The sequence below is a fragment of the Spirochaetota bacterium genome (assembly GCA_026415295.1).
Lineage (GTDB): Bacteria > Spirochaetota > JAAYUW01 > JAAYUW01 > JAOAHJ01 > JAOAHJ01.
Genome location: JAOAHJ010000039.1, coordinates 26,769 through 44,954 on the forward strand (window position 1 = coordinate 26,769; position 18,186 = coordinate 44,954).

Sequence of the window (18,186 nt, forward strand, 5' to 3'; positions counted from 1 at the left end):
ATTTTTAATTATGAAGAATACTTAATTTTTTCTTCCAAATTCATCATAAGGCATAATGTTGCTTCATATTGATACTTTTTAGAAATATTTGCCAGTATAGGTAGCAGATATTCTTTATCTCTTAGATAAACAAAGTTTTCTGGCAAAAGAGCTATCTCTTCTTCTAATTCATAATATTGTTTTTTGTTAAAAAAAGATTCATATGAAAATGTTAATAATTCTTTTGGATTAAACATCTCCATTCTTGCAAGATAACCCCCACTTCCTATCATTGTTTTAACATTTTTTAAATTTTTTCCATACTGAATAAATTTCTCACCATTTATGGTAAATATTCTCTTGTATTTGCCAGCATGTCTTAATCCGGAAAACTTAATACATATAGAGGCAATAATTTCATCAAAAAAAATTTCTAAATCATTTTCAGGTAAATAAGATGTATTTTGATTAACCTTACAAACATAATCCCAAAATCTATTAACGAAATCTTCTTCATTATCAATCATCTCAATTAATTTAAATCCTTTAACTTCTTTTTTTATCTTAAAGATTTGTTTTACATAATCTACTCCACATTCAAAAACCGCCTTCGCAGAGACCCTCATCCCGAGATCACCTTCAACAGTTCTTTTTACTGTTGGTTCAATAATTCCTTTTATCATTACATTACTATCTTCTATTACATCTCTATGATAAGAATAAAAATCTGTGGTTGCTCCACCCATATCAATTGCAATAAATGATTCCCAATCATAATTTAAAATATTTTCAACCTCTTTGATTTTTATACTAAAGTTATTGATATAACTATCAAATGATTTTAAATTACTAACATCTGTTTTTATTCTATTATTAATATTTAAATTTAGTTCCTTTAAATTTTTCTTTATTTTTTTAACATTTTCTGGTATTCCACTAATAAAATTAAAAACTGATAAAGGAGTTGGTTCAGGGTAAAACCCTATTTTTTCTACAATCTCATCTAAACCCTTGCCATGTATTATATTTTTAAGAAATATATCTCTAATACTACTTTTTGCAGGCTCTATATTTATCTTCTCAATTTCAGGCATTACATTTTCTGTTATTTTTATTTCAAAATTTTTTCTTATAAATATGTCAAAAATCTCATCAGCACAAGCAGTATTACCAGCATAAAGGATTACTGGCTTTATATCCATGTTTGATAGCATTTGAGCATTATGAATATTTATCTCTTCATTACCGCCATCAGTACCACCAGTGAAAAGTATAATATCAGGATTTTCCTCCTCTATTTGTTTTATATTTTTAACAGTTAATCTATATGAAAAAGATTTTGTTACTTTACCCCCAGCAGATAATGCAGTAAGTCTAGCTATTTTTAATGTTAATTCTGGAACAATTCCTATAGCTATAATTTTTAAGCCCCCCTTAGCTGATGAAGAATAAAAAATATCTAAATCTTTATAATTTTTAATATCTTGAAAATTTTTTATATTTTCATTTTCCAATAACTTATAGAGAACCTCAAAAAAACCATCAGCAAGATGGTTTACTGTTGTTGAGATTTGATATCTTTTTGCAGGTAATAAAATATTATCATACAGATAAAATAAAAAGCCTTTTGTATAGGTTGAGCCTATATCAATACTAATCAATTTTTTCACCGAATCTTTCCTCAATATCTTTTTTAAGATATTCTATAGCTTTTTTTAGATCAGCATCTGGACCAAAAACTCTATCAAAACCCATTTTTTTAAATTTTTCTTCAACTTCTGCAAAATCATGTTTACCAACAACAAGATTTCCGCCAACATATAAAATAATATTTTCCAAACCTCTTTCGATGCATCTATCCCTTAAACCTTCACAATCAAGCTCCCCTTGCCCATAAAGAGATGAAACGAGAATAGCTTTAGCATTTGATTCAATAGCAGCATCAATAAACTCATCTTGACTAACCATTACTCCAAGGTTTATAACATTAAAACCTGCTTCCGAAAATACTTTTTCAATAATTTTATTACCAACTGCATGACAATCAGAACCAATTACTCCTGTAACTATATTAATCTTTTTCATTTAAAACCCCTTCTTTTATAAAATCTTTAAATTTTTTTCTATAAATTTCATTAATCTTATCTTCTATTAATAATAAAGAACCATTGTCAATTTTATAATTAAAATATATTATCATATTTGAATAATTTTTAAATAAATAATCAATTTTCATTAAAATATTTTCATCTAAATTTATTCTTAAATTCTTATTTTCTTTAAAGTATCTTAAATAATTACCAATATTAAAATATTCTGGAATTATAAAACAATCATATTTTTTTAAATTCTCATTTATATATTTCTCAAGTTCTATAAAATTATAACTTTCAAAAAAACTTAAATTTTTATTTAAATAATTTTCAATTGGGAAAAAATCAACATTTTTATATATATCAAACTTTTTAAGATAGTCTTTTATTATTATAGAAAATTTTGAAGAAAAAGTAATTACAAGCTTTTTTGCATTTTTGTCAACTTTTGCAAGTTTAAGTACTGTTTTAGAATCAGGTTCAATATTTACTTTTATAAGATTAACTTCGTTTTCAAACTCTCCTTTAAATTTTTCATAAATCTCTTTATAATGTTTCTTTGTGGTTATAATAAATTCAAAACTATTTTTTAATTGTTTAAAAATATTATCATAATTTCTTTTATAAAAATACTCAATTGGATAAAAGAAAAGATTTATCTTATAAAGGTCTCTTAATTGTTTACTTAGAATAAAAAAGGATTCTATATTACAATCTATAAAAGCTAAATTTATTTCAGCAACATTTAATTCTTTATAAGATAAAATAGAATTAAAAAAATTCTTTATATCATTGAAACTAAAATCTTCTTTTAAGAGTTCATCAATAAGATTATTTATTAGAATGTAAGCTTTCTCTTTTCTACTTTGGACAAAAGCCAATGAATCAAAATTTATATAATAACCACTACCTTTTTTAGAATAAATCAAACCCTCATTTTTTAATTTATCATATACTTTATTTATAGTTAATCTTGAAACATTTAATAAACTTGAGAGCTCTCTTTCAGAAGGAAGTTTTTCTAATTCTTTATTTATTATTTTGCTCCTGATAAAGTTTAAAAGCTGAATATAGAAGGGGAATTTTGAATTTGAATCATAAGAAAAATTTTTAAAAATACTGGCATAGTCCATATAATAATTTATTGAATTGGTATTTGCCACATATTATTAAAATATAAATAAATGTCAAGAAAAATATTTTATTGAATTTTAAAAATATTAAACTATTTTTACTATAAAATTATTTAATTTTTATATTTTAATTAAATTTATATGCAAAAATTTATATTTAATTTAAATAAAATTTCTTTAAAAATTAAAAATAGTTCTAATAATTTTATAAAATGTTTTAAAAGAAAAAGATTTATTTTTATAATAATTTTTACATTCTTAATTTTTTTATTATTTATAATTTTTAATGAAGATCTTTTAGCTTCTGAAAAAATAGAAGAAAGTTATAAAATAGTTACAATTAATAAAATTAGAATAATTATAAATGAAGAAATTTATGATTGGGAAAATTTACACATTTTTCCAAAAAAAAGACCAACCAACTATACTGATCCTTTAACAATTATTTCATTTTTAAGTATAAAACCAAAGCAAACTATCAAATTAAATATCCTGGAACAAAAAATATTTAATATAGAAAAAATATTAATAAGTTCAGCACTTTTTAGTTCTGTATGTATTGATATTATTGAATTATCTCAGGATAATAATCTTGTAAATATAATTGTTGAAGTAAAGGAAGGATTTCTATATAAATTTGGCGGTGGTTCTATATATGGTATTTTTGGGAAAAACAATCTTAGTGGTTTAAGAAAATCTTTTACTATTACATTAGGCTATAATCTTAATGGAATAAATTATACAGATCAACTATTATTCAATACTAACTTTTTTCTAGATTTTAGTTTATATTATAAAAATAGTTTTGGTTTCAAAGAAATTAGCTTTAACAGGATTGATTTAAATTTATCATTAGGTTATAGGATAACTCCTTTTTTTGAGATTATTTTAAATTCTTTAGTTAAATTCCAAAATTCTAATCTTATAAATGAACTTAGTAATTTTTTTATTCAAGGAAGTTTTTATTCAATAGAGGAAACATTAAGTTTTAACTACATTTATTATTTTTTTATTAATAAAAATAAAAAAAATGATTTCTATTTTAGAGGTTATTTAAAATTTTATCCCTCTTTAATATATTTTTATAATTTAAAATTTGAAGATTCATTTCAATTTATTAATTATAATATAGGTCCAATCTATTCAATAAATATTAAAAATAGTTTTTTATTCGAATCAAAATATTTTTCCATAGGTTTTATATCTCAACTTTCTACTTCTACATATAAATTAGATTATTTTAACTCCAAAAATATGTCCCTTTCAGAAGAACCATTTGTTAGAAGCCCCGTAGATATAAATCTTACATTTCCTGATAATTTTTTTATAACAAGTTTTGAAATAAGATCCCCTTTTATAAAATTATTTAATATTAATTTTTTAGCTTTTGAATTATCAGTTTTTAGTTTTTATGACATAGCTATATGCAAAATTTTATATAAATACTCTAATAGTTTTAATCTATATTTAAATAATCCTTATTATCTCCATGCTTTTGGAATTGGAATAAGATTTGGTTTCGCACAACCTGTAAACACATATTTTACTTTGACATTTGGTATAAACAAAGATAATAATTGGAAATTAATATTTTATTCTGGTAAAGGTTTTTAAATAATTAATATTTAATTATATATTTATTTTAATTAATCTATTTAAGTAAGATTTAATAATTTCTATAATAATAGAATTATATTTTAAATTTATAGATTTTAATAATAATTTAAATGAAGTTCTTCTCTTTCTTTTCCTTGGTGGAATAATCCATTCTCTAAAAAACTTTTCACATTCATTATCAACAAGCATAATACAAAATCCATCTTTTACTTTCAATATTGGCTGATTTCTAAACTTACCTCTACCCATATATAAACCCATTAAGGTACCAGGTTTTATTTTAGTTAAGATTTTAGTCTTATAAAGCTCAAGGTCAAAAATTATAAATTCTTCTCCATTTATTTTCACCTTAAGTCTTATTCCTATATCCTGTCCGCAAAAAGCTCTTAACTTTCTCCATATTATTTCACAATTATCTTTTTCAAAATCAATAAAACTTAATTCTTTAGCTTTTTTTAAAGTCGCATAAGATCCAGATGATTGAATTTTAGTAAAATTTTTTTTTGTTTCTAGTTTATCCAAAGATTTTAATATCGCATCAACACCTAGCATTGTTAAATTATATAAAACTTGAATTGGAGTTGAATATTTTGAAATTTTATAAATCCCAGTTTTTGCAATAAGATCTCCTTTATCAAAATCCTCTTCAACTTTATGTACAGTTCCCCATATCTTTTTCCAACCTTCAAGTATAGCAAAAGTATCAGGTTCCATACCACGCAAATAAGGTAAAGGACCTGGGTGATAATTTATAAAACCATATCTTGGTATAGAGAATAACTCCGATGGTATCCAATTCCCATAAAAAACAATACCTATATCTAAATTTAATTTTCTTATTTCATTTAACCAATTATTAATATTTGTCTTAACTTCATCTATTTTTAATTTTTCTATGATCTCAGTTCTTTTTAATTTTAATTCATCTGGTAAAAAAAATCTTTTTTTCATTTTAACTTCAGGATATAAATTTATAGGGTCATCTTTATAAATAATAAGCCCTTCAATATTATATCCCTCTTTTTCAAGTTTTTCAAACAATATCATTCCATAATCATCCCTTCCAGTTGGCCTATTTCTACCTAGATACAATAAAACATTATTTATAATCATTAAAACCTCAAAAAAATATTTATATATTAATAATTTATTTTTAACAAATATTTTGATAAAATTATTTAATGCCAAAAAGTAATTTAGTCATTTTTCATAAAATATTAAAACATTCTCTTTAATATTTTCTTTTAAATAATAATTACATATTTCAATATAGAAGTTAGTTGCTTTATCATCAGGAAATTTTTCTTCAATTTTTTTAAAAACATTTAATGCTTTATTATAATCATAATTTTCAAAATATTTCACTCCAATATGAAAATGTTCAAGGTATTTTATTCTTTTTATTTTATCTTCTTTTTTAAGTCCATCTAAAACTTCAAAAATTTTAACAGGATTTTCTTTACCTTTAACTCTTACTTTTCCAAGATATCTAAAAACATAAATTTCTTTATTTATTAATTTATCATAAGAAAATTCACTTATTATTATTGAAGCATCAAATTTCCTTGTTAATCCCTCTAATCTTGAAGCTAAATTTACATTATCTGATATAACTGTAGAATCTATTCTTTGCTCTTCACCTAAAATACCAAGCATAAGCAACCCAGTGTGAATTCCAAATCTGACATCTATTTCTGGTAATCCCTTTTCTTTCTGCTTTTTATTGAAATCAATGCTTGTCTTTCTTATTTCTATTGCTGTTTCTATAGCATCACCAGCATAATTTGGATACAGAGCCATTATTCCATCTCCCATATACTTATCAATAAAACCACTATTTTTTCTAACTAAAGGCCCAATTATACTTAAATATGAATTAAGGAAATTAAAATTTTCAGAAGGGGAAAGTTTTTCAGAAATCTTAGTAAACCCAACTATATCTACAAACATTATTGTCATCTCTTTTTGAACTTGATCTCCAAGTTTAAAATCTGTAATATTTTGTTTATTAAGAAATTTTAAAAACTCTTCTGGCACAAATTTAAAATATGTTTTATTTAAATTTGTAATCTCTGTTAAATATTTATTAATGTAACTAACCATTTTGTTAAAAGAATTTGCAAGATCTTCTATTTCGTCTCTTCCTTTAACTTTAACCTGAACTCCCCAAACCCCTTTTTCTATCATTTGGGTACCTTCTTTTAATCTTTTAATTGAGTTTAATAAATAATATAAAATCAAAAATAAAAAAAATATTATAAATAATGTTAATAAGATTACATTTCTTATAGTTCTCTTTATTAATTCCCTATTTTTCATTTCAAATGCAATATTATCTTTTCCTATTTCAACTAATCCCATTACATTTTGATTATCATCATAAATAGGCCCCACTCCATAAAACCAATTGCCCCATTGATCAACAGATTTTTCTATTGCAATTTCTCCTTCATAACTTTTTGTATATATGCTGTTTGTTTCATTCAAATAATCAAATGGAGTTTTAACAGTTATATCATCATTTAAATACATTATTGAATAAATATAATTATCAATTTTTTTATGTAATGCAAAATAAAAATCTTTATTCCACTCATCTTTATTAAAGTTGAGCAGAGTTAATATTTTTTCTTTTATTCTTACATATGGTTCAGACATAAAATCTTCAGGTGAATTTAGCTTATTTAAATCTTGGCTATTAATACTTTTTGATACCATTTGAATCATTGTTGCTATTTTATTATTAAGGAGTGATTCATACCTATCTATCAAATCTTTATAAATAATAAATGAAGTCAAGGTTATTGAAATAATAATTAAAGGAATAAATATAATCAACATTTTAAAGAAAATGGAAAATTTTTTATTCATTACTATTTTATATGTATTAATTAATAAAAAAATAAATATTATAACTAAAATAATCGCAATCGCAAAAAATAGATAAAATTTAATAATATTTAACTTTTTATTTAGAATATAATCAAATACTTTAATTATTTTTCCATCTATATCAACCTCTATGCAAAATTTTTCAGATGTTAGAAGTAAATTTCTACCTGAAACTTTAATATTATAATAGTAATTATAAATATTTGTATAATTTTCTAGACTTTGATCATTAAAACTAGTTTTAAATAAAAATTCTTTATTGTTATAATAAATTTTAACAATATTTTTATGTAGAAGATCACTTAATACAAAAGTATCATCTATTTTATTTATAGAGTAAGGTAAACTATTAGGTTCTTTATATATTAAATTAAATTTCCCATCTTTAACTTCATAAATTTCACCTCTCTTTGTTGCAATATAATATTCATTTTTTTCATCAGCGAATATATTAAAAATAAATAAATTAGCCTTTTCAAAATTAAATATTTCTTTATTATTTAACTTTTCTAAATCAATATTATATTCATATTGTTTAACACTATTATTGTCAAAAAGAAAAAAATATAACATATTTTTTTTATAAATTAAATTTTTATATAAAGATCTTTGAACATTTATATAAGATAATTCTTCATTTTTATAGTTTCTTTCATAGATTAACTTATCAAATTTACCATATTTATTATACTTAATCACAGAAATTCTATTTATATAAAAACCATTATCATCAAGAACAGAATTTAAAACATATAAGTTTTCCTCATTATCAACTGCTATATCAACTACTTGATAAAAACCTCTATTTGACTTTTTACTACTATTTATAATATATTTTAATTTATAATTACTATCAGCTTTAATTATTCTTTTAGAAGAATTATCAACAATATAATTATTTTGGTTTATATCTTTTAAAAATATTGATGGATAAGAAAGGTAAATCTCTTTTGATTTATAATTATAATCTTTTAAGAAAATAATAAAATATAATAAAACAATTAGAATTAAAATATCTAGAAGAATAATTAAACTTTTTTTTATTAACTCATTTTTTAAAAATGAATTCAAAAAAATTTCACTAAACTTTAATTTTAATTTTTTCATACTTTTAAAATTAATCATACTACCCTCTGCTTTTTCCTTTTAATAAAAGAAAATAAGAATGGGAAAAAGTAAATAATAGAAATTACAATCATAATAATTCCAAATAAAAACATACCATTTTTTTCTTTAAATAATAATATCCATCCAAATATTATAGGAGCAATAACTTCTGCAAATTTTGCAAATAATTCAAAATATGTTACAGATAAATCTTCACCTATTTTTTTTACAACTGGTATTTCAAGAAAAAAATCATTTTGAAAAACAACTCCAAAACCTTCAACTATTCCCATAAAAATTATAGTAAGAATCAATCCTATTAAATTTTGATTAAGTGCAAAATATATTATCGTTAAAGCCCAAAAAATAGATGTTAAAAATATACCGGTTCTGTTACTTATATATTTTTTCATAAATCCACTTAAAAAAGGTCCAAGATAAATAATCAAAATACCATTTAATATGAACAATCTTCCAACATCTGATATATTAAGATTAATTTTTTCACTAAATAATGGCAAATAATAAAATAAGAACATACCTGCTACATAAGTTGGCATAATTGCAAAAATAAGATAAGATATAACTTTCCAGTTAAATAAAAGTTGAAATATTTTTGAATACATATTAACATTAGAAATATTTCTATTTGTCTTGATATCTTCATTTTTTATAAGATATTTTAAACCAAAGATAAAAGAAATTATAATTAATATAACTGCTACATAAAAAGTTAACTTATATCCATATTGATCAGCAAAAAAAGCACCAATAACAACACCAGCATTTACACCAGCTAAAGCTCCAGAATAATAATGAGAAAATGACAAACTTCTTTTTACTTGATCCATTTCACAATTTATACAACTTCTTAGTGAAATTAAAATAAATCCTGAACCCAAACCAACAATAGCTCTAGCAAAAATAAATAAATAAGGATTGTCAAATAAAGCAGAAAATAATAACCCTAAAGTAGAAATAATTATTCCAAATATCATAACTTTTCTAAAACCGCTAAAATTTACAACTATTCCCCCTAATAATAAAGCTATACTAAACAATAACATTTCCGATGATAAAGGCAGGGCTATAATTAATTCTTGTCCCCAATTAAAAACAAAATTATTTCCTTTATCAATAAATTTGATGTAAATATCTCTCATCATCAATGGGATAAATGAAATAGACATACTTATTGCAAAAGTAAAAATAAAATTAAATGGTCTTACAAAATATGTGTCTGAAAATTCAGAATTTTTTTTATCCTTCTTATCAACAATATCAGTGATAAATAAAAATTCAAAAAATATTATTATTAAAACAACAAGAATAGTAGCAATATCAAGAATGACTCTCTTTATAAGATTCCAGTTTTCTAAATTGAAACTATAAAAATCAGAACCAATTTCTATTAATCCAATGATTTCCCCCTTTGAATTTTTAATCGGCCCCATTGAATAAAACCAAGAACCCCATTGGTCTTCATCTATCTCAAAAACTATTTCACCTTTTATTGCTTTTGAAGGGGCACTATCTTCTTCTTCATACCATCCTAATATAGGATAATTTATTCCAATTTGATCATTAAGATACATGTAACCATATAATTTATTATCAATAACTTTGTAAATTGCAAAATAATAATTTTCATTCCATCTATCATTGTTATAATTTAAAGCTTTGTGTAAAAATTCTCTTAATTCCATGTAATCTTTGCTTAAAAAATCATCTTTTGTCTTAATCCTTTCTAAAATATCTCCATTTAAATTACTCGAAATCATTTGGACCATAAGTGAACATTTTTGATCAACTATATCAATATACCTATTATTAAAATTTTTTAACATTAATTTTGTTATAAAAAATGTTGACAAAGTAGCAACTATAACTATTAAAATTACATTAAAAAATACTTTTGAGTTTTTTCTTATTATTGTTATTAAAAAACTAAAAATAAATGCAATTATATTAACAATTGTAAAAATAAAAACTATCCAGAATATATTAATAAAAAGAAACTGGCTATTTTTATAATAACATTTATCATATAAATGTATATTTTTAGTTTCGATATTAACCATTAAAATTTTATCATTAAAACCAGTAAATAGAACATCTTTAGAAGAATTTAAAATAAATATATTATAAAATATTCCTTCATCATTTAAATCTTGTTCAGAAATAAATTTTTCTAAAACACCATACTTGTATCTATAAATAGATCTATCTAAAATATCAGAAAAATATAAGTTATTAAATGTATCAATAGCAATATCATAAGGTGAATTAATAATGTTTCTATCAACAAAATTTGTAAAAAATGATCCTTTTGAATAATCTAAAAGTATTATATCACCTTTCTTTGTTATTAAAAGCCATTGAAAATTATTAAATTCTATTATGTTATAAATAAGAATTGAAGCATATTGAAAAAGAAATTTTTTAACTTCGATAATTTTTTTAAGACTAATATCATAGATATAGTAAACAATTTCATCTTTATCTAAATAAAACCATTTAATTTGTTTGTTAGAGTAAATTATTTTATTTATTTTCCCTTTCTGTATAAGATTTGAATCTTTTTCTTTATATTCAATCTTGAATATTTTATCTAAATATTTTCCATCTTTTGAATATCTTACAATTTCTTCAGATATAGTATAAAAGCCCCCTTTATCCGGAATCCTATTTACTACATAAAGATTTTCATTATCATCAAAAACAAAATCTTCAGCATAAAAGAATTTTCCATTATCTCTTAATCCTCCATTAATAATATATTTAATATAACCTTCTTGATCGAATTTAATTATTCTTCTTTTAGAATTATCTATTACATAAATGTTATTACTTCTATCTCCAACTATTCTATAAGGCATATTAAATGATACAAATTTAGTAAAAGGTCTAATATTTAAAAAACCTTTATTAAAAAATATAAAAAATAATAAAATTATAATAAACACCAAATATAATTTTTTTAACATAATAAAAACCCTTTTAAAACTTACTCTATTTTAAATAATTCTAATTAAATAATTTTAAAATTCAAAAAACTATAAGCTTAAATTTAGTAAATTATTATAAGACTTATGAAAAGATTACTTATTTATCTTTTGGTTTTAAGTATATACTTGATTTTTTATAATCATCCTCTTCTTCCAAGACATGAATAAGATTCAAAATAATAAACTCAAAAGTATTTTTTGGAACAAATTGATGCTTTAAAACTTTTTGTTCTTCTAATATTTTATCAAATTTGATTTTACCAGTTAAAGACCGAATTTTAGAATTTATCCTTTCATCACCTACCTGATAAATTATTCCAAGTTCTTTATCATTAATTTTTAATAAAATATTCTGTAATTTATAATCAGGGATTGAATTTATAAGTTTTACTAATTTCTCCCACATTGGTGAATATCTCATAAATTAAACCATTCCTCTTCAAGTTTTTTAAGTTTATCTTTTAGTTCTTCATATTCATTTTTTAAAAAAATATGTTCTTTTTTCCAATTTTCTACCAAAAACCTTTTTTCTATTTCTTTAATTCTATTTTCAATTTTTAATATATCATTTTCTATTTCAATTTTTCTTTTTTCATTTACTCTTTTTTTATAATCATCTTTTTTTCTTTTATTATCATTATTTTTAAAATTATTAAAACCAATCTTTTCTTTATTTTCTCTATCATATTTACTTACTAATTCTATTTTTTTTCTATCTAAGTACTCATCTAAATTTTTTAAAACTTTAATTTTTCTATTCTCAATAGTCCAAAGGATAGATGCAGTTTTTTTTATAAAGTCAATATCATGGGAAACAAGAATTACTGCTCCATTAAAATTGATAATACATTGAGCTAATATATCTTTTGAATTAATATCTAAATAAGTTGTTGGTTCATCAAGAAGTAAAATATCAGGAGAATTTACAAATATCTTTGCAATTAATAATCTAACTTTTTCACCACCAGAAAGAAACTTTATTTTTTTATAAATATCATCTTTTTCAAAACCAAATATTCCTAAATATGTTCTCTTCTCCTTATCCTTCATATTTAAAGAAACATTTTCCTTCTCAAATTCGGTTATAACATCATTTTCATAATTTAAACTTTCAGTAATATCCTGAGAAAAATAACCATAAGATGCTTTATTATGGTAAATTATTCTTCCCTTAATAGGCTTCAATTTATTTGAAGCCAATTTAAGAAGGGTAGTTTTCCCAACCCCATTTTTTCCAAGAAGAAGAATTTTTTCACCTCTTGTAATTGAAAAAGAAATATTTTCAAAAATCAAGTCTTCCTTATCTAAAATTGAATTATAGCTAAAATCAACATTTTCAAAACTCAAAATATTTAAAAATCTGTTATCATTATTATTTATAAAAAAACTAATTTTATTTTCCTTCAAATTTAAATCAGTTATCTCTTTTTGAAGTTTTTCTATTGACTTAATTTTACTTTGAACTCTTTTTGCAATAGTGTTCTTTGCTCTAAATCTATCAACAAATTCTTGTAGATGTTCAATTTCCTTTAATTTATTTTCATTAATTTTATTAATTTGTTCAACCATTTCTTTTTTTTTCTCTATAAATTTTGTATAGTTACATCCATTAAATTCAAATATTTTTTGATTATTTAAGTAAAATATTTTATTAACAACAGAATCAAGAAAATTAATATCATGAGAAATTACTATAAAAGATTTTTGAAAAGATTTTAAATATTCTGTTAAAAATATTATAGAATCAATATCTAAATAATTTGTTGGCTCATCAAGAAGAAGCAAATCCTTATCCAATAATAAAAGAAATCCTATGTATGCTCTTATTTTATAACCACCTGATAAATTAACAAGATTTTTATTTATAGTTTCCTTATTAAACCCCAAATTAAATAAAATGTTTTCAATTTTATAATCAATATTAAATGCATTTTTCTGTTCTATTAAATGCAAAATTTTATCATATTCTTCTGCTAAATTAGAATTATTTGCAAAATTGTTTGATATTTTTTCAAACTTTTTTATTAAATCATTTTCTTCCTCAAAAGCTTTCCTACAAAGCTTAAGTGGAGTTTCATTATCATCAAAATTTAATTCTTGTGGTATATAGCCTACTTTAACATTTCCTTCAAATATAATTTCACCTTTATCTGGTTTAAGTTCTCCTGATAATAATTTTAAGAATGTTGTTTTTCCTGAACCATTAATTCCAACAAGACCAATTTTATCTTTCCTATATATATTTAAGTTTATATTTTCAAAAATTTTATTAGCTCCATAAGAAAAATATAGATTTTTTATATTTATCATAATTTATTAATTTTTATAAATTTATATTTTTTTTCTAACTAATATTATTCAATCTTTTTAAAGCCTTATAAAGAGCCTGTGTACCTAATTTCCCATCACCTTGAGCTTTTAATGAAATATATAGTTGATGAACAAGAGCTAGCCCTGGAAGAGATATATTCATTCTTGAAGCTTCTTCCAATGCTATCCCCATATCTTTAACAAAATGTTCAACAAAAAAACCTGGATTAAAATCACCTCTAATAATTCTGGGAGCTAAATTATCAAGAGTCCAACATCCTGCTGCTCCTTTTGTTATTGAAAAAAGGACTTTTTCAATATCTAAACCAGCTTTATAAGCATAAATTAAAGCTTCACAAACCCCTATCATAGTACCTGCAATAACTATCTGATTGCACATTTTAGTATTCTGACCTGAACCAGATTCTCCTTGATAAACAATGTTCTTCCCAATAATTTCAAAATATGGCTTTACAAATTCAAAAATATTTTTATCTCCTCCAACCATTATGGAAAGTGTAGCATTTTTTGCACCTACATCTCCCCCTGAAACAGGAGCATCAAGAAAACCACAATTCAAACTATTAAGTTCATTATAAATTTTTTTAGCAATGGAAGGTTTAGTAGTTGTCATATCTATAAATATTTTTTTCTTTCCACTTTTTTCTAAAAACTCTTTCTCCAAATTTATATCTTTTAAATCTAATTCTCCCTTATTTAAATTTTGAATTGTATCAATAATTTTATTATTAGAAAAATAGACATCTTCCACATCTTCTGGAAAACCAACCATAGTAAATATTATATTGCTTTTTAATACTAGTTCATCAACACCATCACAATAAATGGCTCCTTTATTAATCAATTCATATGCTTTTTCTTTGGTCCTAGTATTAATAAAAACTTTAAACCCATTAGAAATAAAATGACTTACCATAGATTTCCCCATAACTCCTAATCCGATCCAACCTATATTCCATTTATCCATTATTATTACTCCTTTTTAATAGTTTTTTTAAATTTAAAAAATAATAAAAAAAGTAATGATTTAAATATTTCAATTTTATTTTTTTAAAATTATTTTAATATCTTAAAAAAGGGAAATAAACAATGATACTTTTAGGTACAATAATAAATTCTTTAGCAGTAATTATAGGTTCATTTCTTGGATTAACTATAATAAAAAAAATTAATGAATCAACGGAAAATATTTTGTTTTCAATTATTGGTGTATTTACTTTATTCATAGGCTTTAAAATGTGCTTATCAACTAAACAACCAATAGGTGTTTTAATTTCTTTAATCTTAGGAGGTTTAATTGGCAATCTATTAAAAATTGACAAATATTTAGATAGTTTATTTGAAAAATTTAAAAATAGGTTTTCCAATAACATAAACAAAAAAACTAATTTTTCAGAAGGAATTTTTACTGCTTTTTTACTTTTTTGTATAGGTTCTATGACTATTGTTGGTGCTATGGAGGAAGGAATAAATAGAAATTCATCTATCTTAATCACAAAATCTTTAATGGATTTTTTCTCTTCAATTATTTTAACATCTTCTTTAGGAATAGGGGTTTTATTCTCTTTTATTCCCCTTTTTATTTATCAAAGCCTTTTAACAATTTTTTTCTATTTATTTGGTAATTTTATTCCACAAAACTTAATAATTGAAATAAGCGCAACAGGTGGTTTTATATTAGTCTTATTAAGTTTAAATCTATTAAAACTAAAAAACTTTAAAATTATTAATTTAATTCCATCTCTTATTCTAATTATCCCAATTAACTATATCTTTAATAAAATAATAATTTAAATTATTTATAAAATTGATCTTATATTTCCCATATAATATCATTTTTCAATACTATTTAATTTAATTTGGTAATATTTAAGAATATTATCATCATTATTCCTTACAATCAATTTTAATAAAATATCTTTTGCAATTTCAAATTTTTTATTATTAAAAAACAATATCATTTCTTCTAGCTCTTTTTTATAAAAACTCCTTAAGTATTGCTCTCTTTCAGGAAAAATACCCAAATATTCATAAAGAGTCGTTTCTTCATCCCCCTTTTTCATATTGCCGATATATCTCATTAACTCTTTGTCATCATCTTTAATTATTTCATAAAGCCCTTCTGAAACCATTACTTTACACCTATACTCATCATTAATAACCCCCATAATTTTTAAATACTCTAAATCTTCAGAAATCAAGGCATCATTTAATTTTTCTTCACTCCCAATTGTTCCAATTACTATATCTCCATAATGCAATACTATGAAAAAGTCCAATCTTTTTTGCTCTTCTAGAAGAATATTTTTCTCTGTTTCCTCAAGTATTTCTTTTGATGAAAATAACAATATTTCAGGATTTGTAGGAAAAAGAACAAGAATCCCTTCTGAACTAAATTTTTCAATAAAACCAAAATTTTTTCTAATAATTTTACTCCAAATATTAAAATACATGTTCATTATTTTAATAATTTCTTCATGATTAAGTTTAATGGAAAGTTCATTATAATTATTAATTTTTATAAGCATCATACCCATTTTAGTCTGAAGATTTTCTCCAGTTATAATTTTATCCTTAAAATTATCATTTTTTAAATAGTTTAGCAAAGTTTGAGGAACAAACTTTTGATAAAAAATATTTAACTTCTCAAGCTCATTAGACATTTTAATTATTTCTTTATGTTCATCAGAAAACCTAATAGAAAGAATTAAGGATTGAATATAAATAAAAGAAGCAATAGAGATAGGCATTAGATTTATTTGCAAGCCAAAACCAAAATCTTTTATAATATCATGAAAAGTTGATAAAATTAAAATTAAAATTCCGAAAAAGAAAATAAAAGTATATTTGTATTTTTTTATAGAAGATATTATTAAAATGTAAATTAAGTAAATCATAAAAAATAAAGCAAATATTTCAAAAATTATTAACAAATAATCAATATATTTCAATGGAATAATTAAATTTAATAAGATTAAAAATAAAGGGAAAAAATTAAATAATTTAAATAAAAACTTACTATAATATTTTTCAAATAATTTACCAATAAAACTTGAAAATGTAGGTAAAATTAAAAATAAAAATATCTGATATATTCTTAGATCCCAATTTATATTTAATTCTGGAAATATTTTATTTATAATAAGTACACCTGTAGAAATTATCCTATAAGAATATACTATAGAAAAAAAACCAAAATATAAATACGCCTTTTCTTTATAACCAGCAAAATATAAAATAATATGGTAAAAGCCCATAATGAAAACAATTCCAAAAATAAAAAGATCTGATGCTGTTTGAAAAATATTTTTATTAATAACTTCCTTTTGATTTCCAATTTCTATTGGTAAATAAATGCCACTTTTAAAGTAATAATCAGATTGAGTTTCTATAATTATTTCTATTTTATCATATCCCTCCTTAAAAGAGTAATAAAATACATCAGATGAGAATTTTAATTTTGCTTTTTTTATATCTCTATTTATGACACCTTTTCTAAATATTTCTTCACCATTTATATAAAAAGTATAAGCTCCGCCAATCCCTCTAATTAAAAATCCTATATTTTTAATATTACTTTTATTCTCTAAAATTAATCTATAAGAAGCAACACCTCTATAAGGATAATTTTTGCCAAATTTATCTTTATTTTTCTGCCAATATGATGGGACAAATATAAAGTCCCTGTATTTATTAATAAAATCTTCATTTTGATAATCAATTTTTTCTGAAATTAAAAGTTTATCATAATAAAATTCCCATTCCCCATTTAATTTAAGAATACTATTTGATTTAAAAATATTGTTATCAATAATGCAATAAGCTTTATTTATCTTCAAATCAAACTTATTAGAAATAGTATGCTTATTAATTAAAACATAAAAATAAAAAAGAAAACCTATAAAAAATATAATTGATAAAAAGTAAAAAAAATAAGACAAATTGTATCTGTTTTTTAGATTAACAAAATTTTTTTTAATATTTTTTGAAAATTTTTTAAAATTATAATAGGATTTTTCCATAAAA

The 18,186-nt window shown here is 21.9% G+C and carries 12 protein-coding genes; 2 read left to right on the forward strand and 10 right to left on the reverse strand.

Going from position 1 to position 18,186, the window contains the following annotated elements; translation table 11 throughout:
- Positions 1 to 8: 8 nt before the first annotated feature.
- Genes N3A58_08755 through N3A58_08765 form a run of 3 tightly spaced genes read right to left on the reverse strand, consistent with a single transcriptional unit; the run spans position 9 to position 3,205 of the window.
- Positions 9 to 1,649, reverse strand: coding sequence for a glutamate mutase L (locus N3A58_08755; GenBank protein ID MCX8059487.1), 1,641 nt, complete (start codon positions 1,647 to 1,649; stop codon positions 9 to 11).
- Complete coding sequence (gene glmS, locus N3A58_08760) at positions 1,633 to 2,064, reverse strand: methylaspartate mutase subunit S (GenBank protein MCX8059488.1); 432 nt, start codon at positions 2,062 to 2,064, stop codon at positions 1,633 to 1,635. Before glmS ends, N3A58_08755 begins: the two co-directional genes overlap by 17 nt.
- The gene (locus N3A58_08765; GenBank protein MCX8059489.1) at positions 2,051 to 3,205 is read right to left on the reverse strand and encodes a GntR family transcriptional regulator; all 1,155 of its coding nucleotides are present in this window, start codon (positions 3,203 to 3,205) and stop codon (positions 2,051 to 2,053) included. Before N3A58_08765 ends, glmS begins: the two co-directional genes overlap by 14 nt.
- Positions 3,206 to 3,346: 141 nt before the next feature.
- Here N3A58_08765 and N3A58_08770 point away from each other — a divergent pair, with 141 nt between their 5' ends.
- Positions 3,347 to 4,819 (forward strand): hypothetical protein, encoded by a 1,473-nt coding sequence (locus tag N3A58_08770; GenBank protein MCX8059490.1) that lies wholly within the window; start codon positions 3,347 to 3,349, stop codon positions 4,817 to 4,819.
- Between the two features lie 15 nt (positions 4,820 to 4,834).
- Here the strand turns inward: N3A58_08770 and N3A58_08775 are convergent, their stop codons facing one another.
- From N3A58_08775 to N3A58_08800, 6 genes are all read right to left on the reverse strand, one after another.
- Positions 4,835 to 5,935 (reverse strand): formyltransferase family protein, encoded by a 1,101-nt coding sequence (locus N3A58_08775; protein ID MCX8059491.1) that lies wholly within the window; start codon positions 5,933 to 5,935, stop codon positions 4,835 to 4,837.
- 87 nt (positions 5,936 to 6,022) lie between these two features.
- Positions 6,023 to 8,839: a HAMP domain-containing protein gene (locus tag N3A58_08780; GenBank protein ID MCX8059492.1), complete on the reverse strand. Its 2,817-nt coding sequence runs from the start codon at positions 8,837 to 8,839 to the stop codon at positions 6,023 to 6,025.
- On the reverse strand, positions 8,836 to 11,808 hold the full coding sequence (locus N3A58_08785) for an MFS transporter (GenBank protein ID MCX8059493.1): 2,973 nt from the start codon (positions 11,806 to 11,808) through the stop codon (positions 8,836 to 8,838). The genes N3A58_08780 and N3A58_08785 overlap by 4 nt, the downstream gene beginning before the upstream one ends.
- Before the next feature lie 118 nt (positions 11,809 to 11,926).
- Positions 11,927 to 12,250, reverse strand: coding sequence for a hypothetical protein (locus tag N3A58_08790; protein ID MCX8059494.1), 324 nt, complete (start codon positions 12,248 to 12,250; stop codon positions 11,927 to 11,929).
- On the reverse strand, positions 12,247 to 14,139 hold the full coding sequence (locus N3A58_08795) for an ABC-F family ATP-binding cassette domain-containing protein (protein MCX8059495.1): 1,893 nt from the start codon (positions 14,137 to 14,139) through the stop codon (positions 12,247 to 12,249). Before N3A58_08795 ends, N3A58_08790 begins: the two co-directional genes overlap by 4 nt.
- 34 nt (positions 14,140 to 14,173) lie before the next feature.
- Positions 14,174 to 15,127 carry an NAD(P)-dependent oxidoreductase gene (locus tag N3A58_08800; protein MCX8059496.1) on the reverse strand — a complete coding sequence of 318 codons (954 nt, stop codon included), beginning with the start codon at positions 15,125 to 15,127 and terminating at the stop codon, positions 14,174 to 14,176.
- Between the two features lie 122 nt (positions 15,128 to 15,249).
- Here N3A58_08800 and N3A58_08805 point away from each other — a divergent pair, with 122 nt between their 5' ends.
- The gene (locus tag N3A58_08805; GenBank protein ID MCX8059497.1) at positions 15,250 to 15,954 is read left to right on the forward strand and encodes a DUF554 domain-containing protein; all 705 of its coding nucleotides are present in this window, start codon (positions 15,250 to 15,252) and stop codon (positions 15,952 to 15,954) included.
- 38 nt (positions 15,955 to 15,992) lie between these two features.
- Here N3A58_08805 and N3A58_08810 read toward each other — a convergent pair whose 3' ends face one another.
- Positions 15,993 to 18,182, reverse strand: coding sequence for a hypothetical protein (locus N3A58_08810; protein MCX8059498.1), 2,190 nt, complete (start codon positions 18,180 to 18,182; stop codon positions 15,993 to 15,995).
- Between the last annotated feature and the right edge of the window lie 4 nt (positions 18,183 to 18,186).

Bases quoted from the DNA above. Each gene is read 5' to 3' on its own strand.
- N3A58_08795 (MCX8059495.1), bottom strand. From the start codon at position 14,139: ATGATAAATATAAAAAATCTATATTTTTCTTATGGAGCTAATAAAATT.
- N3A58_08810 (MCX8059498.1), bottom strand. From the start codon at position 18,182: ATGGAAAAATCCTATTATAATTTTAAAAAATTTTCAAAAAATATTAAA.
- N3A58_08790 (MCX8059494.1), bottom strand. From the start codon at position 12,250: ATGAGATATTCACCAATGTGGGAGAAATTAGTAAAACTTATAAATTCA.
- N3A58_08770 (MCX8059490.1), top strand. From the start codon at position 3,347: ATGCAAAAATTTATATTTAATTTAAATAAAATTTCTTTAAAAATTAAA.
- N3A58_08800 (MCX8059496.1), bottom strand. From the start codon at position 15,127: ATGGATAAATGGAATATAGGTTGGATCGGATTAGGAGTTATGGGGAAA.
- N3A58_08765 (MCX8059489.1), bottom strand. From the start codon at position 3,205: ATGGACTATGCCAGTATTTTTAAAAATTTTTCTTATGATTCAAATTCA.
- glmS (MCX8059488.1), bottom strand. From the start codon at position 2,064: ATGAAAAAGATTAATATAGTTACAGGAGTAATTGGTTCTGATTGTCAT.
- N3A58_08805 (MCX8059497.1), top strand. From the start codon at position 15,250: ATGATACTTTTAGGTACAATAATAAATTCTTTAGCAGTAATTATAGGT.
- N3A58_08775 (MCX8059491.1), bottom strand. From the start codon at position 5,935: ATGATTATAAATAATGTTTTATTGTATCTAGGTAGAAATAGGCCAACT.
- N3A58_08785 (MCX8059493.1), bottom strand. From the start codon at position 11,808: ATGTTAAAAAAATTATATTTGGTGTTTATTATAATTTTATTATTTTTT.
- N3A58_08780 (MCX8059492.1), bottom strand. From the start codon at position 8,839: ATGATTAATTTTAAAAGTATGAAAAAATTAAAATTAAAGTTTAGTGAA.